This window comes from Streptomyces sp. NPDC079167 (assembly GCF_040686735.1).
In the GTDB taxonomy this organism is placed as follows: Bacteria; Actinomycetota; Actinomycetes; order Streptomycetales; family Streptomycetaceae; genus Streptomyces.
Map to the genome: position 1 here is coordinate 203443 of NZ_JBFBLO010000002.1, position 22938 is coordinate 226380.

General features: G+C 72.8%; 21 protein-coding genes. 5 read left to right on the plus strand and 16 right to left on the minus strand.

Annotated elements, in window-relative coordinates; translation table 11 throughout:
• Positions 1–28: 28 nt before the first annotated feature.
• The 4 genes from AB0P41_RS05110 to AB0P41_RS05125 form a co-directional block, all read right to left on the minus strand.
• Complete coding sequence (locus tag AB0P41_RS05110) at positions 29–1051, minus strand: MBL fold metallo-hydrolase (RefSeq protein ID WP_356713460.1); 1023 nt, start codon at positions 1049–1051, stop codon at positions 29–31.
• 13 nt (positions 1052–1064) lie between these two features.
• Entirely contained in the window at positions 1065–2303 is a 1239-nt protein-coding gene (locus AB0P41_RS05115) for an aminotransferase class I/II-fold pyridoxal phosphate-dependent enzyme (RefSeq protein ID WP_365930168.1), read from the minus strand.
• 118 nt (positions 2304–2421) lie between these two features.
• Complete coding sequence (locus AB0P41_RS05120; protein WP_356713464.1) at positions 2422–3270, minus strand: SMP-30/gluconolactonase/LRE family protein; 849 nt, start codon at positions 3268–3270, stop codon at positions 2422–2424.
• Positions 3267–4040 carry an IclR family transcriptional regulator gene (locus AB0P41_RS05125; protein ID WP_356713466.1) on the minus strand — a complete coding sequence of 258 codons (774 nt, stop codon included), beginning with the start codon at positions 4038–4040 and terminating at the stop codon, positions 3267–3269. Before AB0P41_RS05125 ends, AB0P41_RS05120 begins: the two co-directional genes overlap by 4 nt.
• Before the next feature lie 214 nt (positions 4041–4254).
• Between AB0P41_RS05125 and AB0P41_RS05130 the strand changes: the two genes are divergently transcribed.
• The 3 genes from AB0P41_RS05130 (at position 4255) to AB0P41_RS05140 (ending at position 7086) form a co-directional block, all read left to right on the plus strand.
• The gene (locus AB0P41_RS05130; protein ID WP_356713468.1) at positions 4255–5751 is read left to right on the plus strand and encodes a phosphatase PAP2 family protein; all 1497 of its coding nucleotides are present in this window, start codon (positions 4255–4257) and stop codon (positions 5749–5751) included.
• Positions 5752–5862: 111 nt separating this feature from the next.
• The gene (locus tag AB0P41_RS05135; protein WP_365930171.1) at positions 5863–6672 is read left to right on the plus strand and encodes a methyltransferase domain-containing protein; all 810 of its coding nucleotides are present in this window, start codon (positions 5863–5865) and stop codon (positions 6670–6672) included.
• A 60-nt stretch (positions 6673–6732) separates the two neighbouring features.
• Positions 6733–7086: a VOC family protein gene (locus AB0P41_RS05140; protein WP_356713472.1), complete on the plus strand. Its 354-nt coding sequence runs from the start codon at positions 6733–6735 to the stop codon at positions 7084–7086.
• A 5-nt stretch (positions 7087–7091) separates the two neighbouring features.
• On the opposite strand, the gene AB0P41_RS05145 is transcribed toward AB0P41_RS05140, so the two are convergent.
• Genes AB0P41_RS05145 through AB0P41_RS05160 form a run of 4 tightly spaced genes read right to left on the minus strand, consistent with a single transcriptional unit; the run spans position 7092 to position 10998 of the window.
• Positions 7092–7997, minus strand: coding sequence for an arginase family protein (locus AB0P41_RS05145; protein WP_356713474.1), 906 nt, complete (start codon positions 7995–7997; stop codon positions 7092–7094).
• A gap of 55 nt (positions 7998–8052) precedes the next feature.
• Entirely contained in the window at positions 8053–8748 is a 696-nt protein-coding gene (locus tag AB0P41_RS05150) for a UdgX family uracil-DNA binding protein (RefSeq protein WP_365930173.1), read from the minus strand.
• Positions 8745–9785, minus strand: a complete 1041-nt coding sequence (locus tag AB0P41_RS05155; RefSeq protein WP_356713478.1) for an NAD-dependent epimerase/dehydratase family protein — start codon at positions 9783–9785, stop codon at positions 8745–8747. The genes AB0P41_RS05150 and AB0P41_RS05155 overlap by 4 nt, the downstream gene beginning before the upstream one ends.
• A gap of 28 nt (positions 9786–9813) precedes the next feature.
• On the minus strand, positions 9814–10998 hold the full coding sequence (locus AB0P41_RS05160; RefSeq protein WP_365930176.1) for an alcohol dehydrogenase catalytic domain-containing protein: 1185 nt from the start codon (positions 10996–10998) through the stop codon (positions 9814–9816).
• 279 nt (positions 10999–11277) lie between these two features.
• On the opposite strand from AB0P41_RS05160, the gene AB0P41_RS05165 reads away from it, so the two are divergent.
• Entirely contained in the window at positions 11278–11733 is a 456-nt protein-coding gene (locus AB0P41_RS05165) for an SRPBCC family protein (RefSeq protein ID WP_356713482.1), read from the plus strand.
• Positions 11734–11782: 49 nt separating this feature from the next.
• On the opposite strand, the gene AB0P41_RS05170 is transcribed toward AB0P41_RS05165, so the two are convergent.
• From AB0P41_RS05170 to AB0P41_RS05205, 8 genes are all read right to left on the minus strand, one after another.
• Positions 11783–12886, minus strand: a complete 1104-nt coding sequence (locus AB0P41_RS05170; protein WP_365930178.1) for a glutamate--cysteine ligase — start codon at positions 12884–12886, stop codon at positions 11783–11785.
• Between the two features lie 133 nt (positions 12887–13019).
• A complete protein-coding gene (locus AB0P41_RS05175) occupies positions 13020–13253 on the minus strand; it encodes a DUF1049 domain-containing protein (protein WP_365930180.1) in 234 nt (77 codons plus the stop codon).
• A gap of 111 nt (positions 13254–13364) precedes the next feature.
• Positions 13365–15158: a CocE/NonD family hydrolase gene (locus AB0P41_RS05180; RefSeq protein WP_365930182.1), complete on the minus strand. Its 1794-nt coding sequence runs from the start codon at positions 15156–15158 to the stop codon at positions 13365–13367.
• 169 nt (positions 15159–15327) lie between these two features.
• Positions 15328–16272 (minus strand): LD-carboxypeptidase, encoded by a 945-nt coding sequence (locus AB0P41_RS05185; protein WP_365930184.1) that lies wholly within the window; start codon positions 16270–16272, stop codon positions 15328–15330.
• On the minus strand, positions 16269–18269 hold the full coding sequence (locus tag AB0P41_RS05190; protein WP_365930186.1) for a prolyl oligopeptidase family serine peptidase: 2001 nt from the start codon (positions 18267–18269) through the stop codon (positions 16269–16271). Before AB0P41_RS05190 ends, AB0P41_RS05185 begins: the two co-directional genes overlap by 4 nt.
• A gap of 38 nt (positions 18270–18307) precedes the next feature.
• Positions 18308–19651, minus strand: coding sequence for a M20/M25/M40 family metallo-hydrolase (locus tag AB0P41_RS05195; protein WP_365930188.1), 1344 nt, complete (start codon positions 19649–19651; stop codon positions 18308–18310).
• Positions 19644–20477, minus strand: coding sequence for a M55 family metallopeptidase (locus AB0P41_RS05200; protein ID WP_365930190.1), 834 nt, complete (start codon positions 20475–20477; stop codon positions 19644–19646). The genes AB0P41_RS05195 and AB0P41_RS05200 overlap by 8 nt, the downstream gene beginning before the upstream one ends.
• Positions 20478–20915: 438 nt before the next feature.
• The gene (locus AB0P41_RS05205) at positions 20916–21917 is read right to left on the minus strand and encodes an aldo/keto reductase (protein ID WP_356716493.1); all 1002 of its coding nucleotides are present in this window, start codon (positions 21915–21917) and stop codon (positions 20916–20918) included.
• A gap of 123 nt (positions 21918–22040) precedes the next feature.
• Between AB0P41_RS05205 and AB0P41_RS05210 the strand changes: the two genes are divergently transcribed.
• Positions 22041–22934: a LysR family transcriptional regulator gene (locus tag AB0P41_RS05210; RefSeq protein ID WP_365930192.1), complete on the plus strand. Its 894-nt coding sequence runs from the start codon at positions 22041–22043 to the stop codon at positions 22932–22934.
• Positions 22935–22938 lie beyond the last annotated feature (4 nt).

Consider the following 22938-nt stretch of genomic DNA (forward strand, 5'->3'; position numbering starts at 1 on the left):
GTGTCCGGTGTGCCGACGGGGCACGGCGTCAGTACTCGAAAACACGTGAGGCGCCGACCGGCAGGTCCCAGAGGTCGGCGCGCGGATGCCCGGCCCGCTGCCAGGCGGTACGGAGCCGGGTCAGCGGTTCGAGGACCGGTTCGGCGGAGAGCAGGAACGTCGCCCAGTGCATGGGGGCCATCGCGCGGGCCCCGAGGTCCTCGTACGCCTGCACGGCCTCCTCGGGGTCGGTGTGGACGTCCGAGAGCCACCAGCGCGGCTCGTACGCCCCGATCGGCAGCATCGCGAGATCCAGGCCGGGATAGCGGAGGCCGATCTCCTTGAACCAGTGGCCGTAGCCTGTGTCCCCCGCGAAGTAGAGCCGCCGCCCCTGCCCGTCGCCGAGCACCCAGCCTCCCCACAGGGACCGGCAGGTGTCCAGGAGGGTGCGCTTGGACCAGTGGTGGGAGGGCACGAAGTCGAACCGGACTCCGCCCAGTTCCACCGACTCCCACCAGTCGAGCTCGGTGACGCAGGTGAAGCGGCGGCGCCGGCACCAGCGGCCCAGACCCGCGGGGACGAGGAGCGGGGTGTCCCTCGGGAGTCTGCGGAGCGTGGGGGCGTCGAGGTGGTCGTAGTGGTTGTGGCTGATGAGGACCGCGTCGACGTGCGGCAGTGCGTCCCAGGGGACGCCGACGGGGGTGATCCTGGCGGGGGTGCCCAGGATGCGCCGTGACCAGACGGGGTCGGTGAGGACGGTGAGTCCCCCGATGCGGATGATCCAGCTGGCATGTCCGGCCCAGGTAACGGCCGTCGTGCCGGCGTCCGTGGCCGGGAGTGGCTGGGGGGCGTACGGCAGCCGGTGAACGCCTCGGAGCCCCTCCGCGTTGGGCCGCAGGGCACGCTCCCTGGCCAGACGGGTCATGCCCCTGACACCCGGGAGGGGCGCGGTGAGGCGGTCGGCGAAGCTGCGGGGCCAGGTCCGCGGCTCACCGAGGGGGCGTGGAGCGTCGAGGGGACGGCTGGGCGCGCGGCCGGCTCCGGCGAACGGACGCTCGGTCTGTTCCGTCATCGAGAGGCTCCTGTCATCGGAGTTCATCGAGGGCTGCTGCGAAAATGCTCAGTGCTCGGGCGACATGGGGCAATTCCAAGGGCTCCACCGCAGTGAGGGACTCCGTCTGCTGCTCCGGGGTTGAGCCGAGGAGCGGCCCGGTGCTCAGCCGCACCCGCAGCGCCACCGGTTCGTCCCCGAACCGGTGCCCGCCGGGAGCCGGTGCGCCGAGCCGTTCCGTCAGGTATTCCTCCAGCTCCATGGAGTCCGTGACGCCCCGGTCGGCCAGCCGCGTGCGCAGCGGTCCCAGATCGGCGTAGAGGTGGCGGCCGGCCTGCGGCGGCCTGGCGAGCGCGCCCACGGTGAGCACCGCGCGGTGGGCGGCTGAGGCGACGTGGGACTGGAGGTGCGCCGCCTGCCGGATCCTTGCCCTGACGGCCTCGGGTTCGCCCAGCGCGTGGGCGGCGGCCCGGGCGACCGGCTCCGCGACGAGGGCGCCGAGCGCGGTGAGGATGTCGAGGACCCGGGCGCGGCGCGCGGCGGCGCGCGCGGTGGACGGGAAGCGTGCGACGGCCACCGGCCAGGCGGAGGGGGTGAGCGCTCCGGCCAGGTCGGAGAGGACGGTGACGTCGTCCGGGCACATCTCGGCGGGGCTGAGGAGGACGGTGTCGTGGGGCCGGTGCAGGGTGTCGCGCCAGGTCTCGTCGCTGACGATGTGCAGCCCTTCGGAGACGGCGGCCTCGCACGCCTCGCGGACCAGTTCCGGCGGGGCGAGGGTCGCGGTCGGGTCGTCGGCCACGGAGATCAGGAGCAGCCGGGGCCTGCCGCCCTCGGCGCGCACCCTGCGGACGGTCTCCAGCAGGGCGTACGGGTCGGGGATGCCGCCGCACTCGGCGGGCGTCGGCACGTGGTAGGCGGGCCTGCCCAGCAGCCGCGCCTGGGGCATCCAGGTGGCCGGGCAGGGCCGGGGCATGAGCACGTCGCCGCCGTGCGCGGCGATCAGCGCGAGGAGGAGCGGCTGGGCGCCCGGGGCCGCCGCGATGCCCTCGGGGCCGCCGTGGAGGCCCCGGCGCTCCCAGTAGGCGCGGGCCGCCTCGCGCAGAATCGTTCCGCCACCGGGCGGTTCGGGGCGGGTCCGCGCAGCCGACGCGGCCAGTACGCCGGCGAGCTCGGGCAGCACGGGGAGGCCGGGGTCGGGGGCGGGCGGCCCGTACCGGACCGGGCCGTGGTCCTCGCCGGGCGGGCGGGGCCGCCGCCGCTCGCTCCAGTGCATCCCGGGGCCTCCCTCCGCCTGCGTCCCTCTGGCCCCCTTTATACGGAGGTTCCCCGGGGTCCGCCCGCGCACCGGTCCCGGAGGCGGCAGAAATACGCACGCCGTCCACCCGCCCCGCTCATCCGGCGAACGGCGCCCCCGGCAGCCCCTGCCCCGCGTCCGGCAGCACGAGCAGGGAGCCCGAGAGCGGGTGCGGGGAGTCCAGGCCCGTCCGGGCGGTGGACACGTACAGGTCGCGGAGGCCGGGCCCGCCGAACGCGCACGCCGTGGGCCGGCGGACCGGGAGGTCCACGACACGGTCGACCCGGCCGTCAGGGGTGTGGCGCCGTATCGCCGCACCGTCCCAGAAGGCGGTCCACACGCAGCCGTCGGCGTCCACCGTCAGCCCGTCGGGCCATCCGGCGCCCTGCTCGGTCTCCGCGAAGGGCCGCCGGTTCAGGACACGCTCCCCGTCCACGTCGAAGACGTCGATACGCCGTGTGGTGGTGTCGATGTAGTACATGAGCCGGCCGTCGGGGCTCCATCCCGTGCCGTTGCTGACGGTCACCGAGTCCAGGACCCGGCTCACCGTGCCGTCCGGGGCGATACGGGACAGGGTGCCGCCCCCCTCCGCCTCGTCGTAGCGCATGGTGCCCGCCCAGAGCGCGCCGTCCGGTGCCACGGCCGCGTCGTTGCCCCGCCGCCCGGGGAGGGGGTCGTGCACCAGCCAGGAGAAGGCACCCGCCGCGTCGTACAGTCCGACCCCGTCCCGCAGGACGACCGCGAGGCCGCCGCCCGCCCGGGGTTTCGCCGCCCCGACGTGCTGGCCGGTGGCCATGACCGTACGGCGGCCGGTCGACGGGTCGTAGGTGTGGACGCGGGCCGAGAGGATGTCGACCCAGATCAGCCGCCCGGTGGCCGGGTCCCAGGTGGGGCCTTCGCCCAGCTCGGCCTGCTCACGCACGGCCACCTCCAGAGCCGGCCTCATGTCTGCGGCCGGTGGTGTCCGAGCCGGCCGGACAGCGCGTCGGCGCCGCCCGCCGCGAGCTGCGCGAGTTCCGCCTCGCGCTCCTCGCTCCAGCGGATCATCGGGACCGAGATGGAGAGCGCGGCGACGACACGTCCGGAGCGGTCCCTGACGGGCGCGGCCACACAGCTCACATCCGGGTTCGACTCCCGGTGCTCCACCGCTATGCCCCGCTTGCGGACGACGGCGAGTGCCTCCCGCAGCTCCGTGGCGTCGGTGAGGCTGTTGTCGGTCATGGCCATGAGCTCGCGTCCGTCGAGGCGGGCGTCGAGCTCCGCCTCCGGGAGCGCCGCGAGCAGCAGCTTGCCGACGGAGGTGCAGTGCGCGGGCAGCTTCCGGCCCGCGGCCGAGACCATACGGACGGCGTGGGTGGAGTCCACCTTGGCGATGTAGATGACCTCGGTGTCCTCCAGGATCGCCACGTGTACCGTCTCGCCGCAGGTCTCTGCGACCTCACGGGCCACCTGTTGTCCCTCGGCCGCCAGGTCGAGCTGTTCGGCGTAACGGCTGCCCAGCTGGTAGGTGCGCACGCCCAGCCGGTAGCGGCCAGGCTGCTCCGGGACCGTGACCAGGTAGGACCGCGCGGCGAGCGTGGTGAGCAGTTCGTGCACGGTGGTCCGCGGCAGTTGGAGCTTGCGTGTGACCTCGGGAGCCGAGAGGGTCCCCTCGCTCTGGAGGAAGAGCTCGAGAACATCCAGCGCCCTGGTCACCGCAGGGACGAGTCGCCCCATGATCGCCCGCCAATCTCGTTCGACACTCCGGTCAGTGACCGGAATCACGAACGCAGGCTAGCGGCAGGAAACTTGTCCGGGCAACGCCCTCGGTGCGACGGAGCAGGCGGGACGGGGCAATTCGGCGCTTCCCATCTGATTCCGCCGAGATCCGACGGGGCTCGCTGTGCGCGCCTCCTGGTTCACCGCCCGGTCGCAGGGTATTCGCTGACCCATGTCGACAACGAGCAGCCTCCCCTCCCCCGGCCGCTGGCGGGCCTGGTTCCACCAACGGGACCTCGCCGCGTTCCAGCGCGTGGCCGAAAGACACTGGCCCGGCGCCGAGCCGGTCCTGCCACGGCTGAGCCGCAGCGCCAACCACGGCCTGCTGTGGTTCGGGGCCGCCGCGGGCATGGCGGCGCTGGGCTCCAGCGCGCGGTCCCGCAGGGCGGCGCTGCGCGGCGTCGCCTCCCTGGCCGTGGCCTCGGCCGCCATCAACACCGTGGGCAAGGGAGCGGTGCGCAGGGAACGCCCGATAGTGGATCTGGTTCCGGTCATGAGGCAGCTGAAGCGGCAGCCGTTCACCACGTCCTTCCCGTCGGGGCACGCCGCGTCCGCGGCGGCGTTCGCGACCGGCGTCGCCCTGGAGTCGAAGGGCTGGGGCGCGGTCGTCGCCCCGGTGGCGGCGGCGGTCGCCGCCTCCCGCGTCTACACCGGGGTCCACTATCCGAGCGATGTGCTGGCCGGTGCGGCGCTCGGCATAGGAGCCGCGTTCGCACTGCGGGGCGTCGTACCGACCCGTGGACAGCTCCCGGCCCCGGGCCGCCCGCCCGCCGAGGCCCCCGCGCTGGCGGCGGGCCAGGGCCTCGTGGTGGTCGTCAACCGGGAGTCCGGCTCCGCGACCGCGGCGGCGACGACGATCCGCGACGCGCTGCCGCTCGCGGAGACGATCGAGTGCGCGCCCGCCGACCTGTCGGGATGCCTGGAGAAGGCGGCACGGGAGGGCAGGGCCCTGGGTGTCTGCGGAGGCGACGGCACGGTCAACATGGCGGCGGCCGTCGCGGCGACCCACAGCCTGCCGCTCGCCGTGTTCCCCGGCGGGACCCTCAACCACTTCGCGTACGACCTCGGCATCGAGACCGTGCAGGACACGGTGACGGCGCTCACCACGGGCGACGCGGTCCGGGTCGACCTGGGCCGTTTCAGGCCCGGGCCGAGGGGGCCGGGCGAGGCGGACGGCTACTTCCTCAACGCCTTCAGCCTGGGCGTGTATCCGGAGCTCGTGCGGACCCGGGAGCACTGGGCCCCCCGGATCGGCGGCTGGCCCGCCGGGGTGCTCGCGGCCTTCGAGGCGCTGCGCGGATCACGCCCGCTGACGGCGGAACTCCAGGGGAGGCGGCGGCCGTTGTGGCTGCTCTTCGTGGGCAACGGGCTGTTCCAGCGGGTGGGCCCGGCCCCGGGCCGCCGCCACAATCTGGCGGACGGTCTGCTGGACGTGCGTGTGGTGCACGGCGGCCGCACCCCCGGACTCCGGCTGCTCGCCGCGGCGATCGCGGGACCGCTCAGCCGGTCACCCGTCCACGCCGCGGTACGGCGCCGCAGGGTGCGGCTCGCCGGCCTCGCGCCGGGGACTCCCTACGCGTACGACGGTGAAGTGGCCCACTCCGGGACGGAGTTGCTGATCGACAAGCTGCCCGAGGCCTTGACGGTGTACTGCCCGATGCCGGTGTAGCGGGAGACCACACGAGGACCACATCATGAGACGCGTATCTCAGAATGCGACATCGCGGCGTACTGTCGTCCCCATCGCCCGCGACTGAGGTCCGAGAGAGGACGTACGGCCATGCCCAAGGAACCAGCGGTCTACACACACGGCCACCACGAGTCGGTGCTGCGCTCCCACCAGTGGCGCACCGCCGCCAACTCGGCGGCCTACCTGATCGGCGAACTCCGTCCGGGCCAGGCGGTTCTGGACGTGGGCTGCGGGCCGGGCACCATCACCGCGGACATCGCGTCCCTGGTGGCGCCCGGCCGGGTGACAGCGGTCGACACCAGCAGCGACGTGCTGGAGCGCGCGGCGCTGAACGCCGCCGAACGTGGCGTGGACAACGTGGACTTCACGACGGCGGACGTCCACGCCCTGGACTTCCCCGACGACTCCTTCGACGTGGTCCACGCCCATCAGGTGCTCCAGCACGTCAGTGATCCGGTGCGGGCGCTGAGCGAGATGCGGCGGGTCTGCCGGCCGGGCGGCATCGTCGCGGCCCGTGACAGCGACTACGCGGCCATGACCTGGTTTCCGGAGGTGCCCGGGATGCAGGAGTGGCTGGAGCTGTACGGCCGGGTGGCCCGCGCGAACGGCGGCGAGCCGGACGCCGGACGCCGGCTGCTGTCCTGGGCGCGGCAGGCGGGCTTCACCGACATCACCCCGACGGCGGCGGCCTGGTGCTTCGCCACCCCGGAGAACCGCGCGTGGTGGAGCGGCCTGTGGGCTGACCGCACGACCGCGTCGGTGTACGCGAAGCTGGCGGTGGACGGCGGGCACGCGAGCGCCGGACAGCTGACGGCGATCGCGGATGCCTGGCGTGCGTGGGGCGAGGAGCCCGACGCGTGGTTCATGGTGCCCCACGGCGAGCTGCTCTGCCGCGTGTGATCCGGTGACGGGCCCAGGAATCGATCACATCCGGCCGGGTCGCCAACTACCCTCGTAGGCATGGAGATCCTGGGAACCACGCTGCGTATCTGCGTCGACGACCTGGAGGCCTCGGTGGCCTTCTACGAGGGCCTGACCAGCACCCCGGCACAGCGCTTCGAGCGCGGCGGGGTCTCGGTGGCCGCGATCGGCTGCTTCCTGCTGATGAGCGGCCCCGAGTCGCAGTTGGAGGTGTTGCGCAAGGTGTCGGCGACCATCGCGGTCAAGGACGTCGACGAGGCACACGCGGCACTCACGCGGGTGGGCGCGAAGGTCATCGCGGGCCCCGTGCCCACCCCCGCGGGCCGCAATCTGATCGCCCTGCACCCGGACGGCTCGGTCTTCGAGTACGTCGACCGGAACGTACTCGCCTGACGTGCTCAGCCGGCGGGCTCCTCGGCGAAGGCGCCGACGACCAGGTCGGCGAGCAGCGCGCCGGCTGTGCCGTCCGGGTCCAGATCGGGGTCGTAGATCGTGACGTTGAGTCCCGCGCAGCGCGGTGACCGGACCAGGGTCCGCAGCAGTGTGGCGAGTTCGTCGGGGAACAGGCCGCCGTCGTCCGGGCTGTCGACGGCGGGCATGACGCCCGGGTCGAGCACATCGGCGTCGAGGTGCACCCAGAAGCCGTCGAGGACGGGGATCTCAAGGGTCTGCACCACGGCTCGGGCGATGTCGGCGGGTCCCCATTCCCTGATCTCCCCCACCGTGGCGTTGGAGATCTTCAGCGCGGCCATCTCGGCGCGGTCCTCGTCGTGGTCGCGCATGCCGAAGAGCCGGATGTCCTCGTCCTTGAGATAGGGCCCCAGCCCCTCCAGATCGGTGAGGTCGGCCTGCCCGCGTCCGGTGGACAGGGCCAGTTCCTCGCCGCCCGCCGCGCCGACGTGGTCGCTGTTGCCCAGGTGCCGGAAGTCCGCCGACCCGTCGATCGCGGCGAGCCCGTACCGTCCGATGCGACGCAGGGCCAGGGCGGCGCCGAGCTGGATGGAACAGTCGCCGCCGAGGACGACCGGGAACTCACCGGCCCTGACGTGCCCCTCGATCCGGTCGGCGAGCGTGCGGGTGTAGCGGGCGATGGCGGCGGCGTTGAAGACGCCGTCCCCCTCCTGCCAGTCGCCGCGGTCGTAACGGGGCGGTACGACGACACCGCCCTCCGATGCTCCGAGCCGCTGCACGATCCGCTGCTCGCGGAGCGCGCCGGCCAGTTTGTAGCAGCCGGGCACGGTGCCGGGTGCGGGGGGCCGCAGCCCGAGGTTCGAGGGCGCGTCGAGGACTACGAGTGTGCGCATGCGGCCCATCCTCGCCGCTCCGCCGCCCGCGTGTCCCGCCGATATCCGGACCGGATCAGCCGAGGAACCTTGCGGCCACCCCGAGGTCGGACACCAGCCCCTGGTAGGCCTCGGCCCGGTCCTTCGATCTGAGGACCGCCGAGGGGTGGACGGTGGCGACGAGCCGCCGGGCCTCCCCGTCGTCGTCCGGCTTCTCACCGGCGGTGGCGGGCAGTTCGGCTCCCGGCAGGTACAGCAGGGCGCCCCGGCTCTCCGCCACCTTGAAGGAGTTGCCCAGCAGTGACTTGCCGGCCGTCGCACCGAGCGCCACCACCAGTTCCGGGTCGACGCGCCGCAGTTCCGCGGTGAGCCAGGGGCGGCAGGCGGCCAGCTCCCTCAGGCCGGGCGCCTTGTGGATGCGGCGCTTACGCGCTTCTCCGACGGGCGCGAACTTGAAGTGCTTCACCGCGTTGGTGAAGTACACCTGGTCCTCGTCGATGGCCGCGTCCGCCGGCGCCTTCCGCAGGAGGCGGCCGGCGGGCCCGACGTACGGCTCGCCCTCCCGGTCCTCCTGGTCACCCGGCTGCTCCCCGACGACGACCGTACGGGCGTGGGCCGGGCCCGCGCCGAAGACCGTCTGCGTCGCGTTCTCGTGGAGCGGGCACCCCCGGCAGTCCGCCGCGGCCCTGCGCAGCGCGGCCACCCCGCCGCGGGCGGGAACGTACGGGAGCGCTCCGTCCTGCCGGTCGTCCGGGCTCGTCGGTGCGCTCATCCCAGCCGCCTGCCGGCCAGCGGCGCGGTGTCCTCCCCCTCGCCGCGGGAGACGCCGTGCAGGAAGGCGGTCAGCGCGTCGGTGGCCGAGTACGCGGGCCGCCAGCCCAGTTCTTCCCGGGCGCGGGCGCTGTTCATGACCGGGAGACGCAGCACGGCGTCGAACAGGTGCGGGGAGGCCGGCACGGCGTGTGCCCGCCAGGCGGCGGCCAGGGCGCTCCGCACCAGGGCCACCGGGGCGCGCACGACACGGGCGTCGAGCAGCTCGCCGAGCTGCCGGGCGTCGGTCACGGAGTCCGCGGCGAGATTGAAGGCGCCGCGCACATCGTTCGTGACGGCGAGCCGGTATGCCTCGGCCGCGTCGTCCGTGTGCAGCACCTGGAAGCGCAGACCCTTGAGATCGGGGACGAAGGGCAGCAGGTCGGGACGGAGCAGGCCGCCCGGCAGGTAGCGGCCCGCGAAGATCCGGCGCTGCTCGCTCGCCGCGGTCCTCTTGAACAGGAACCCCGGGCGCATCCGCACCACCCTGATTCCCGGGTTCCGCAGCTCGTAGGTGTCCAGTACGCGTTCCAGGTAGGCCTTCTCCCGGCAGTAGGCCGCGTCGGGCCACCCGTGGGTGGGCCACTGCTCGTCCACCCCCGGCTCCCGCTTCGGCCCCGGCGAGTAGGCGCCCACCGACGAGGCGTGGACCAGCACCGGCACGCCCGCGTCCCGGACCGCGCCGAAGACCCGCAGTGAGCCCTCGACATTGCTCCGCCAGGTGACGACGGGGTCATGGGTGGGCTGGAACCGCCAGGCCAGGTGGATGACGGCGTCGGCCCCTGCCAGGTGTTCCGCCAGTCTGCGGGGGCTGTCGGCGTGTTCGAGATCCACCGTGCCCCACTCCACGCCGGGCACGGTGAGCTCCGGGCGGCGTCGCGCCAGGCCGAGGACCGAGGCCACGGAGGGGTCCCCGGCCAGGGACCGGACGACGCTGGTCCCCACGTTTCCGGTGGCGCCGGTGACCACGACGCGGCGGCCCCGGGGTGCGTTCGTCATCGTTCCTCCTGCCGCGATCCGGCGGCGGTCACGGCGTGAGCAGGGTCTTCACCATGCCGTCCGCCTTCTGCTGGAAAGTCTCGTACGCCTTCGGCCCGTCGGCCAGCGGCAGGTGGTGAGTGGCGAAGCCGTCCACCCCGAGCGGATCGTCGTCGACGAGCAGCGGCAGGATGTGGGGCACCCAGTTCCAGACGTTGGCCTGCCCCATCCGCAGCTGGATCTGCTTGTCGAACATCTTGAGCAGAGGCAGCGGGTCGACGGCGCCCCCGTAGACACCGGAGATGGAGACGGTGCCGCCCCGGCGCACCAGGTCGATCGCGGTGAGCAGGGCGCTGAGGCGGTCGATGCCCGCGCGCTCCATGAGCGGGCGCGCCGCCTTGTCGGGCAGCATGCCCACGGCCCACTGCCCGGCCTTGGCCACGGGGGCTCCGTGCGCTTCCATGCCGACCGCGTCGATGACGGCGTCGGTGCCGCGCCCGTCGGTGAGATCGCGCACGACGTCCGTGAGGTTCTTGCCGTGCTCCCGCAGGTCCAGGGTCCGGACGCCCCGCGCGGAGCTCCGTTGCAGGCGGTCGGAGACCAGGTCCACGCCGATGACCAGCCCTGCGCCGCGGTGCAGCGCGATGCGGGCCGCCATGTCGCCGATCGGCCCGAGCCCCAGGACCGTCACGCTGCCGCCGGGCGGCACGGCCGCGTACTCCACGGCCTGCCAGGCGGTCGGAAGGACGTCCGACAGAAAGACGAACCTGTCGTCGGGCGGGCCGTCGGGGACCTTGACCGGCAGGGTGTTGCCGAAGGGCACACGGAGCAGCTCGGCCTGCCCGCCCGGCACCTGCCCGTAGAGCTTGGTGTATCCGAAGAGGGCGGCTCCGCTCCCGTACTCGCGGACCTGGGTGGTCTCGCACTGGGACTGGAGTCCCTGGTCGCACATGAAGCAGTCGCCGCAGGAGACGTTGAACGGGATCACGACCCGGTCCCCGCGCTTGACGGCGGTGACCTCGGGGCCCGTCTCCTCCACGACGCCCATCGATTCGTGACCGAGGATGTCGCCGGGTGTGAGATACGGGCCGAGCACCTCGTACAGATGAAGGTCCGATCCGCAGATACCGGTCGAGGTGACGCGGACGATGATGTCCGTCGGATCCTGGATCACGGGGTCGGGGACCGTCTCCACACGGACGTCCCGCCGTCCTTGCCAGGTGAGTGCGCGCATGCGCCCTCCTCAGTTCTTCGGGTGGGTTTCGCCGGCATGATGCATATCCGTTCTACTGCCCGCTCGCCCGTACGGTGAACAGGACTTCGGGCGGATCACCGGTGACCTGGGCCGCACGGGCGCGGCGGCCCACCGATGGGACACCCGGGGCCTCGTTAGGCCGTCCGGGTGACGGTCGGGACGAGCCGGCTCCGACGGGTGGGCTCCGGGCGGGTCACGTAGCATTTCTGGTGACTTCGCCACCGTGCCCACCGTCCCGATGTCCGTGTGGAGGCGTTCATGGCCATTCGCCATCAGCTGATTCACCAGCCGCCGTCGGCCCTGTGGGCGGTTCTGGAGCAACCGGACCAGTACGCGAGATGGGTGGTGGGGACGCACGACTCCCGCCTCCTCGAAGGCCGCTGGCCGGAGGTCGGCTCCTCCATCGAGTACACCCTGCGGCTCGGTCCGAAGGAGCTCCGGGGCCGTACCACCGTGCGCCGCCTCGACCGGCCGGGTGCCCTCGAACTGGAGGTGTACAGCGGGCCCCTGGGCACGGCGCGCATCGCGTTCGACATCCGCACCTGGGGTGACAAGACCCTGGTGCTGCTCGACGAGCACCCACTGCAGGGTCTCGGCGGCATCCTGCACAACGTCGCCCTCGACGCCGTCCTCCAGATCAGGCACCGGACCATGCTCAAGCGGCTGGGCGAGGTGGTCGACGCGGAGGCGGAGGGCGGGCAGCCCCCCGGGTGACCCCTGCGGTCGCCCCCGGCTCCCGTGCCCGCCCGGACGGCCGCGTCAGTCAGCCACGGGTCCTCGCCGCGCACTCGGTCACGACGGCCCGAAGGCTGTCCGAGCCCGCCAGCAGGTCCCGCTGGGCCCGGGCCCCGGTCCCCCGTGCCAGCAGGGTCCGCAGCGCCTTGTCCGCCGCCGCGAGGTCGCCGCTGTCCTCCAGCGCGTCACGCACATGGGTGAGCAGGGCGCCCGCGACGCCGGCGGCCGGTTCGGGGCGCATGGTGAGGGGATGGAGCAGCCGTCCCTCCATGCCCGAGTGGGCGGCCTGCCAGGCGGCCAGGCGCAGTGCGCTCACCGCCGCCGGGTCCGGCGGGTCACCGGCCCGCCAGGCGCGCGCCGCGGTCTCGACCAGGCCGCGGGCGAGGGTGGCGAGCAGCACGGTGTCCGCCGGGTCGAGGCACACGTCCGCGACCCGGATCTCCACCGTGGGATAGCGGTGCGAGAGCCGCGCGTCGAAGTAGATCATCCCCTCGTCGCGCAGGACGCCGGTGCCGACCAGCTGCCGGACCTGCTCGTGGTAGCGGTCCGCGGAGCCGAACACCTCCACCGGGCCCGCCGACGGCCAGCGGCCCCAGACCCTGCTCCGGTAGCTCTCGTACGAAGTGTCCTGAGCCTGCCAGAAGGGGGAGTTCGCGCTCAGGGCCAGCAGGACCGGAAGCCATGGCCGTATCCGGTCCAGTACGGCGACGCCCTCCTCGTCCGACTCCACCGACACGTGCACATGGCACCCGCAGGTCAGCTGCTCCTGCGCGGTCAGACCGAAGTGTTCCGCCAGCCACCGGTACCTCTCGCCCTCCCCGATGGAGGGGCTGACCGGCAGCGGTGAGGTCGCCAGGGCCGCCACGGCGGCGCCCGCCTCGGCCGCGCGGTCGGCTGCCTCCGCCCGCCAGCGGAGGATCTCCTCCGCGAGGTCGCTCATCCCACTGCGCGGCTCGGTGGCGAACTCCAGCTGCTGGTCGTGCAGTTCGGACTCGAAGACGGATTCACCGTCGGCGCGGCGTTCCGCCAGGGCCAGCACCGCCGTCGACAGGGCGCGGGCGTCACCACTTTCCGAGTCGACGAGCAGCAGTTCTTCCTCGACACCGACAGTCCGCACGTTCGCATCCTCCATCTGCTGCCCGCCCTGTCCGGTACGCCCGTGGCGGTGATGGGACGCGTACCCCCGGCGGCACCTTTCAGGCTGCCCCACGCCGGCGGAAGGCCGGGGAGGGCGGGTGGCCGCGAGCGGTCCGGACCGCCGGGCCCTACCGGGCGGCGCGCCTGCGGAACAGGTAGGCCCCGCAGAGCCCGCCCGCGAGGAAGACGCCGAGCAGCGCCGCCCAGAGCGGCATGGTGACCTTGGGGATGATGACGCGGATGGTGACCTCGGCGGTGTTCACACAGATGAAGACGACCGCCAGGATGGCGAGCACGATGACGGCGATCCGGGCCGGCGCGAAGGCGTTCGTGGTGCCGCTCGATACGTCCTTGGGGCTCATGCGCTGCCCTTTCGCTCGTCCAGGTGCCGGTCCGGGAACGGCGGTCCCCGGACCCAGGATGGCGCCGCCCCGGGTCCGGGGAGCTGTGGAGCGGGGCCGTACGGGTGATTGTCAGCCGATGACGGGCAGCTCCAGCACGCCGGTGTCCTGCGGAGCGCTGACCACGGTGACCGGCTTGATGCCCCGGTTGCCGAAGTACGCCGTGTCGCTCGCGGCGATCACGAACCGCAGCCGGTGCCCGGTCTCGTACCGGTGCACGATGCCGGGCAGCTCGACAGTGAAGGCGCGGGTGACGTCGGGGACGCGGACGGGGGCGACCAGACGGTTCACCAGCTTCTGGGTCCCGTCGGGTGCCACGTCGTACACCTTCGCGAACAGGGTCAGTCTGTCCGCGGCGTCGCCGCTGTTCTGGACCCGTTCCGCCTTCGGGGAGACGACCTTCAGGGTGGCCCTCGGCGCGCCGACGACGTCCACCGGCGTGGTCAGCGGCGCACTGGTCCAGCCGAGGTAGGTGCCCTTTGTGTCGTACGGGGCAGGGTCGGACAGCCCGACGAGTCCGGCGAGGGAGCTCTCGGAGTGGCTGGTCGGCAGGAGCCAGTTGGTGTACTGACGGCTGCCGCGTGTGACCTTCGAGCGGCTGTCCACCAGGGCGCCGTCACCGGAGAGGTACATGGTCCGGGACAGGGCGGGCACGGCGGCCGCGGTGCCGTAGCCGCTCTCCCAGTCGCGGTAGTAGGCGAACTCGGGTCCGGTGGCGGTGGACTCGTCGTGGTGGAGGTAGCGGTCGAACCAGGCGAGGATGCGCTGTCCGACGTAGCTGGTCTCCAGATTGCCCGTGGAGAGGTCGAGTTCGCCCGGCACCTGGCCGCCGCTGTGACCCCAGGCCTGCCAGATCATCTTCGTCGTGGTGCCCTGCGCCTCGAGCGTCCGGTAGGTGGCCGTCGCCTCGTTGAGGTTGAACAGGCTGTCGGCCTGCCCCTGGACGAGCAGCGTGGGCGCGGTGACACCGGACAGGTAGGAGGCCGGCGAGACGCTTCGCGCGTACGTCAGCATTTCCTCGGTCGCGTCGGCCGGATAGCGGCCGGAGTTCAGGAGGCGGATTATGTCGCACGCCTGCGCGGCGAAGTGCAGACAGCCGAGGCTGCCGAAGCGCGACGGATCGAGGCTCGGGACGAGCAGCGGCTGGCCCTCGCCCATCAGGTAGAAGCCGTTGGTCCACTGCCACTTGAAGACACCGGGCGTGTCGGAGGAGACTCCCCGGGACGCTCCGGCGGCGTTCGGCGCGAGCGAGTAGGCCAGGTCGTTCCAGGTGATCAACGGGACGAGCGCGTCCACGCGGTGGTCGGCGGATGCGGTCGCCATCTGGATGGCTCCGCCGTACGAGCCGCCGATCATGCCGACGACCGGGTCGCCCGGTCCGTCCGTGGTGACGTAGTCGGCCTTGGTGCCGTCGTCGGCGGCGCGGGTGCCGGCGAGGAAGTCCACGAGTCCCGAGGCGGCCTTGCCGTCGATCGCGGGGTCGTCGAGTGTGATGAGACAGCCGGACTTGCCGAAGCCCAGACCCGAGTAGACGAGTCCGACGTAGCCGCGTTCGGCGAAGGCCTTGCCGATGACGTCGGTGGAGCCGTCGGACTTGCTGCCGCCGAAGCCGTTGGTGGCGAGGACCGCCGGCGCCGGGTGCCGCGCGTCGACCCCCGCCGGCCGGTAGAGGTCGGCGTCGACCGTGCACGACCGGCCGCCGGCCCGCACGGTGAACTCCAGCGGGGTGACGGTGTACTGGCCGGCCGCGGACGCGGGCGGGGCGCCGGTCAGGGCGAGCGGGGCGAGGAGCGCCGCCCCGGCGAGCAGGGCGAGTGGACGTGGACGGCGGAATCTGGGCACAGCACGCGACACATGGACCTCCACACCGAGGACACATTACCGACCGGTAAGTACCGGGCCAGGCCCATGGTGTGACACACCTCATACCGCTGTCAACGCACGTGGGCGGAGTTTCCCGGGGCATCCCCTTCAGCCTCGCCCGCCCTGACGGGCCGTCAACCGGGGCTCGGGCCCAACCCGCTCCGGCGGCCCGTCAGAGCAGCGCCGGGACCTGGCAGGTCAGCGTGCAACGGCCTCCGTCGGCCGATGCCTCCAGCACCGCCGGCACCCCGAGGGGGACGGTCAGCGCGGTGGGGCCGTGACCGAAGCCCAGCTCCTCGACCACCGGCACCCCGAGTCCGCCGAGCCGGTCGGCGAGCACGGCCCGCACCCCTTCGTAGGGGCCGCACCCCTCCCAGGAGCCGCACACCACACCGGATATCCCGGCCAGGGCTCCGATGCGCAGCAGCCGGGTGAGGACACCGTCCAGCCGGTACGGCTCCTCCCCGGTGTCCTCGATCACCAGCAGCCCGCCCTGGACCGAGGTCCGGGCGCGCGGGGTGCCCGCGTCGGCGGCGAGCAGCGTGGCGCAGCCGCCGTAGGTGACTCCCCGGGCGGTGCCGGGCACCAGCGCCACCGCCGCGTCCAGCCCCAGGGTCTGCACCGACTCTGGCTCGAACAGCGTGGACCGCAGAGCCTGTCGGGTGTCCGCGTCCTCGAGGAACACCTCGGTGGCGACCATCGGGCCGTGCAGGGTCGAGAAGCCGGCCCGCAGGGCGAAGGCCTCGTGCAGCACGGTGATGTCGCTGTAGCCGACGAACACCTTGGGCCCGGCCGCCCGCATCGCCGGCCAGTCCAGGAGATCGACCATGCGGTGGGCGCCGTAGCCTCCCCTGGCACACAGCACGGCGTCCACGGAGGGGTCGCACCAGGCTTCCTCGAGGTCCCGGGCGCGGTCCTCGTCCGTGCCGGCGAGGTGGTCCAGCTCCGGATGCGTGTCGAGCACATGGGGCGCCACGACGGGGTCGAGGTCCCAGCCGCGCAGCAGGTCGAGGCCGCGCTCCAGCCGTTCGGGCGGCACGGGACCACTGGGGGCGACGACCGCGACCCTGGCGCCGGGCCGCAGCCGGGCCGGGCGGGCGAGGGGCTCCAGGGTCACCCCTTCAGCTCCAGCCGTGGCACGTCGGGCCGGTCAATGCCGAACGTCTGGGCGTATAGGGAGAGTTCGGCCTCCAGCGCGCGCCTCACGGTGTCGGCCCGGCGGAAGCCATGGCCCTCCCCCTCGAAGGTGAGGTAGGCGTGCGGGATCCCGCGTCCCTCGGTCGCGGCGAGGAAGCGCTCGCACTGGACGGGTGGGCAGATCGGGTCGTCGAGCCCCTGGAGCAGCAGGAACGGGGTGGTGATCCCGTCCGTGTGGTTGACGGGTGAGCGCTCCCGGTAGCGCTCGGGCACCTCGGCGTAGGGGCCCACGAGCGACTCCAGGTACTGCGACTCGAAGTCGTGCGTCTCACCGGTCGCCCAGCCCTCCAGGTCGAGGATCGGATAGCTGATCGCTCCGCAGGCGTAGACGTCGGTCCCTGCGAGGGAGGCGGCGGTGGTCCAGCCCCCGGCGCTTCCGCCCCGGATCGCCAGCCGGTCGCGGTCCGCCGAGCCCTCCTCGGCCAGCCCCAGGGCGACGGCGGCGCAGTCCTCCACGTCCACGACGCCCCACTGTCCGCGGAGCCGTTCGCGGTAGGCACGGCCGTAGCCGGTCGAGCCGCCGTAGTTCACCTCCGCGACGCCGATGCCCCGGGAGGTGAAGTAGGCGATCTCCAGGTCGAGTACGAGCGGGGCGCGGCCGGTGGGGCCGCCGTGCGCCCAGATGACGTAGGGCGGGAGTTCGCCGTCGGGTCCGGTGCGGTCGGGGTGGCGGGGCGGGTACACATGGGCGTGGATCTCGCGGCCCGCCGGTCCGGTGAAGGTACGGATCTGCGGTTCGGGGTGGTAGGCGGGGTCGACCGCGTCCTGGTGGGGGGCACCGATGGCCCGGGTGTGGCCCGTGGCCGTGTCCAGCTCCACCACCTCGTACGAACTGTGAGGGCTCGCGGCGATGCCGATGACCCTGGTGTCCTGCACGGCGAGGGTCTCCGCCCAGGCCGTCCAGGGGCCCACGGCGTCGACGAGGTCACCGGTCTCCGGGTCGAGCACACCGAGCGCGGTGGTGCCCCGGCCGTGGATGACGGCGATCAGGCCGTTGTCCAGGAGCTGGAACCAGCGCAGTCCGATCTTCCACAGCGGCCCGCCGAACTCCTCGCTCCGGCCGCCGCAGAGGCGGCTGGTGGGCACGACCGCGCCGGCGACGGCGTCGGGCCGCAGGCGCTGGAGTTCCCACCAGCCTCCGACGTCCGAGACGAAGAGCAGCGATCCGTCGCGGTCCCACTCCACCTGGACGACCGATTCGTCGATGTCGCCGACCAGGGGCCGGACACCGGTGAAGTCGCCGTCGGCCGTGACGTCGGCCATCTTCACGACGGTGCCGTCCCACGGCATCCGCGGATGGTCCCAGGTGATCCAGGCGACCCGGCGGCCGTCGTGCGACAGCCTGGGCCCGGTGACGAACCGGTTCCGGTCGTCCGTGAGCTCGCGTACGGCGCCGCGGTCCCCCGCGGCCGAACCGTCCAGCGGCACGGCGGCGATCACGCGCCGCACGTCGGTGGGCGAGGGGCCGGTGGACTCCTCCAGCACGCACCACACCTCACCGCGTCCGAGGTGCACCTGCGGGTCGACCCAGCGCAGTCCGCCTCCGAGGTCCGAGACGGGGGTGAGCGGCCACGGCTCACCGGGCCCGTCCGGCTCGTAGGCGTACAGCCGCTGGTCGGGGAAGTGGACGAAGACGACCAGGGGACCGCCCTCCTCGCGCGGCGCACCGGCCCACGGCACTCCGCCGTACTCGATGACGCGGCTGCGGGGATTCCACGGTTCGGGGAGCACGGACCGGGTGCTGCCGTCGGCCATCCGGCGTACGAGGGCACGGCGGCCGCCCTCGGCCGGGCGCGGCTCCGTCCACCAGACCTCGTCGCCGACGGTGCCGGCGAACTCCGGCCTGCCGTCGTGCGACGCGGTCAGTGCCGCGTCGATCGGTGACGGCCATGTGCCGTACGCCGCTGTGGACGTCATGGTCGGTTTCCCCCTCTTCGGTCGGGCGGTGCGGTTCGTCAGGCGCTGCGCAGGAAGTGGTCCAGGACCCGGACGCCGAAGTGCAGGGCGTCGACGGGGACCCGCTCGTCGACGCCGTGGAACAGCGCCTGGTAGTCGAAGCCGACGGGCAGCTTCAGCGGGGAGTAGCCGTAGCCGGTGATGCCGAGCCGCGAGAACTGCTTGGCGTCCGTGCCGCCCGACATGCAGTACGGCACGACGTGGGCGTCCGGGTCGAACAGCTCGATGGCCGCGCGCATCTTCGCGTACGTCGGCGAGTCGACCGGGGCTTCGAGCGCGACCTCGCGGTGCTGGAACTCCCAGTCGACGCCCGGGCCGGTCAGCCGGTCCAGGGTCTCGCGGAACTCGTCCTCGCCGCCGGGGACCATGCGTCCGTCGATCTGGGCGGTGGCGTGGCCGGGGATCACGTTGACCTTGTAACCGGCGTCCAGCATCGTCGGGTTGGTGCTGTTGCGCACGGTCGGCTCGATCAGCGCGGCGGCCGGGCCGAGCTTGCCGAGCAGTTCGTCCACGTCGAACCCGGGGGCGTCGGGGTCGACCGGGATGTGGTGGAGCGCGGCGATCTCGGTGAGCGCGGCCCGGACGGTCGGGGTCAGCCGTACCGGCCACTCGTGCGCGCCGATCCGGGCGACGGCTGCGGCGAGCCTGCTGACGGCGTTGGCCCGGTTGACCTTGGAGCCGTGGCCGGCCTTGCCCTCGGCGGTCAGCTTCAGCCAGCCCGTGCCGCGTTCGCCCGCCGCGACGGGGTAGAGCGACATGCCGGGTCCCGCGTGGAAGGTGAAGGCCCCCGACTCGCTGATGCCCTCCGTGCAGCCTTCGAAGAGCCCGGGGTGGCGGTCGGCGAGGAAGCCGGCGCCGTCGTCCGCGCTGGCCTCCTCGTCGGCCGTGTAGGCGATGACGATGTCGCGGCGCGGGCGTACGCCCGCGCGTGCCCAGGCACGGACGACGGAGAGGACCATCGCGTCCATGTTCTTCATGTCGATGGCGCCGCGCCCCCACACGACGCCGTCGCGCACCTCCCCGGAGAAGGGGTGCACGGTCCAGTCCTCCGCCACCGCGGGCACCACGTCGAGATGACCGTGGACGAGGAGCGCGTCGGCGGACCGGTCCGTGCCCTCGATCCGGGCGACGACGTTGGTCCGTCCCGGCGTGCGCTCCAGGAGGGCCGGTTCCAGTCCGGCGTCCGCGAGCCGCTCGGCGACGTACTCGGCGGCCGGCCGTTCCCGGCAGGTGCCGTCGCCGCGGTTGGTGGTGTCGATCCGGATCAGCTCGGAGGTGAACGTCACCGCTTCTTCGAGCGCCCGCTCGTCGACCGGTCCGGTGGGGTTGTCCGCCTCAGCCATACTGCTCCTCCACGGCGGCCGACACGATCGTCGTCACCGCCTTGAATGTGCGAATACCTTCGTACATCGTCCCGCTGGTATAGACGACGCGCCGCTCGCCGCTCGGCGCCACGCCGGGCACCACGGTCGCCGCAGCCCCCAGATGCTCGGCGTCGAATTCCAGCTCCACCGTGTACGAGCCGCTCGTCACGGGTGTGCGGCGACCGGCGAGCGCCGTCGCCGCGGCGGCGGCCGCCCTGATGTCGGCGGCGGTACGGGCCGGGGTGCGGCAGACGGCGGCGTACCGCGAGACGTGGTCCTTGACCGCGACGGTGCGCGCCCCGGGAGCGTAGCCCTGGGCGTCCTGGCAGGTCAGGTCGTCGCCGGTGACCAGGATGACGGGGACGCCGTACTCCGCCGCGACATGCGCGTTGAGCAGGCCCTCACTGGCGCGGACCCCGTTGAGCCAGACCCCGGTGATGGAGTTGGCGAGGTAGGTGTGGGCGAGTACGCCCTCCGTGCCGGCGCCCGTGTGGTAGCCGACGAACGCGACGGCGTCGACGTCGCCGTGCTGGATGCCCTCGACCATGGAGAGGGCCTTGTGTTTGCCGGTGAGCATCTGAACGCGGTCGTCGAGCCGCTCCAGGAGCAGGTTGCGCATGGACCAGTGGGCCTCGTTGACGAGGACCTCGTCGGCGCCCCCGTCGAAGAAGCCGAGCGCGGCGGCGTTCACGTCGGAGGTGAAGAGCGAACGGCACCGCTCCCACTGCGGGGTGCCGGGCAGGACATCGGCCGGCCAGGTCACTCCGGTGGCGCCCTCCATGTCGGCGCTGACGAGGATCTTCACGTGCGCGGTCCTGTCGCTGGTCGGTCACTCCCCCGCCCGTTCCCGGGAGAAGGATCTTCGTGCCGCATCACGGTACGCGCCGGGACGGCACCGGACCAGGGCGTCGGTGATCTGCCACTGGTCCAGTCCGGTGAAGCCGTCCGCCGCACGGGCGGCGGACGGCTCCGGGTCCTTTCGTTCGGATCAGGCTGGATCAGGGAGCGAGGTCTGGTGGTGGGGGCACCTCCCACGCCGTTCAGGCTGTGGGGGAGCATCGCAAGGCGGAGGATTGAGGCAACGCGGAGCGGTTGGGGTCTCCCCTGCTCATGGGGGTCCCCCCGCTCGAGCGAAGCCGAGAGTGGGGGAGAAGCCGGGAGCTTGGGGAAGATTGACGACAACGCCGCGAGGTGCGGTGCCAGGGCACGCGAGCCCAGCATGATCCAAACGAGAGGCCCCAGGTCAGGCGCGGGTGGCGCCCTTGACGAGCTCCTCGATCCGGGCGAGCTCCTCCTCGGCGAACTCCAGGTTGCCGACCGTCGCCACGCTGTTCTCCAGCTGGGCGACGCTGCTCGCACCGACGACTGCGGAGGTGACCCGGCCGCCGCGCAGCACCCAGGCGAGCGCCATCTGGGCGAGGGACTGTCCGCGCTCACGGGCCAGTTCGTTCAGCGCGCCCAGCCGCTCCACCAGGTCCGGGGTGACGGCCTCGGCCGACAGGAAGGGGCTGCTGCCCGCCGCGCGCGATCCCTCCGGGATGCCGTTGAGATAGCGGTCGGAGAGGATGCCCTGCTCCAGCGGGGAGTACGCGATGGAGCCGGTGCCGAGCTCGTCCAGGGCGTCCAGCAGCCCGTCCTCGACCCAGCGGTCGAGCATGGAGTAGCGCGGCTGGTGGATGAGGAGGGGCGTGCCCAGCTCGTTCAGGATGCGGGCGGCCTCGCGGGTCTGCTCGGCGGAGTAGTTGGAGACGCCGGCGTAGAGCGCCTTGCCCTGGCGCACCGCCGTGTCGAGCGCGCCCATCGTCTCCTCGAGCGGGGTGTCGGGGTCGAAGCGGTGCGAGTAGAAGATGTCGACGTAGTCGAGGCCGAGCCGGGTCAGGCTCTGGTCCAGCGAGGAACGCAGGCTCTTGCGGGAGCCCCACTCCCCGTACGGCCCCTCCCACATGTGGTAGCCCGCCTTGGTGGAGATGACGATCTCGTCCCGGAGCCCGGCGAAGTCCGTCCGCAGGGCGCGGCCCATGGCGGTCTCGGCGGAGCCGGGCGGCGGGCCGTAGTTGTTGGCGAGGTCGAAGTGGGTGATACCGAGGTCGAAGGCCCTGCGCAGGATCTCGGCCTGGCTCTCGGGGGTACGGTCGCCCCCGAAGTTGTGCCAGAGCCCGAGCGAGAGCGCGGGGAGCAGCAGGCCGCTGCGTCCGGTGCGCCGGTAGGGCATGGCGGCGTAGCGGTCGGCGGACGGTACGTACATGTGAGCACTCCACGGGGCGCGGTCTGGCGCCCCGGAACCGGTGCGCGTACCAAGACTGGCGGAGAACGATCCAGCGGTCCAACAGGAGATTCCGTTGGGATTCATCGGTTAGATTGCTCAATCATGGAACTGCGTCAGCTGGAGCACTTCGTCGCCGTCGCCGAGGAGCGGCACTTCACCCGGGCGGCCGAGCGTCTGGCCGTGTCCCAGTCGGGGCTGTCGGCGTCCGTCCGCGCGCTGGAGCACGAGCTGAGGACACCGCTGTTCAGCCGGACGACACGCACGGTCCGGCTCACCGAGGCGGGTGCGGCCCTGCTGGTGGAGGCGGAGCGCACGCTGGCGGGGGCCAGGGCGGCGCGGGACGCCGTCGACGCCGTACGGGGGCTGCTGCGCGGCACGCTGACGCTGGGGGTGGAGCAGTGCGTGGCCGGGGTCAGCACGGCGCGGCTGCTGGCGGCCTTCCACCGGGAGCATCCGCACATGGAGATCAGGCTCCGGCAGGAGGGCACGTCCAGTCTGCTGGAGGGGGTGGCCGGCGGGCGGCTGGACCTGGCGTTCGCCGCGACCGTGAGCCCGCCGGAGTGGCGGGGCGCACTCGTGCCGCTGGCCCGGGAGCCCATGGTCGTCCTGTGCGCCCCTGGTCACCGGCTCGCCGAGGAGGACGTACGGGTGGCGTGGGGCGAGCTGCGCGGCGAGTCGTTCATCGACTTCCACCCGGACTGGGGACCCAGGCGCGCGGCGGACGAGGCGTTCGCGGCGGCGGGGGTCCGCCGCACGGTGGCGCTGGAGGTCAACGACGTGCACAGCCTGCTGGAGCTGGTGCACGAGGGCCTCGGGGTCGCTGTCGTGCCGCACCACTTCTCCCGTAAGCCGGAGGCCCGGGGGCTGGTCGTGGTGGAGCTCGACGGAGCGCACCGGCCGGTCTACGAGAGTGTCGTGGTGCTTCCGCCGGCCCAGGCCATGAGTCCGGGGGCGAAGGCGCTGATGGCGCTGGTCCGGGAGGCGCCGCTGCGCTGAGCCC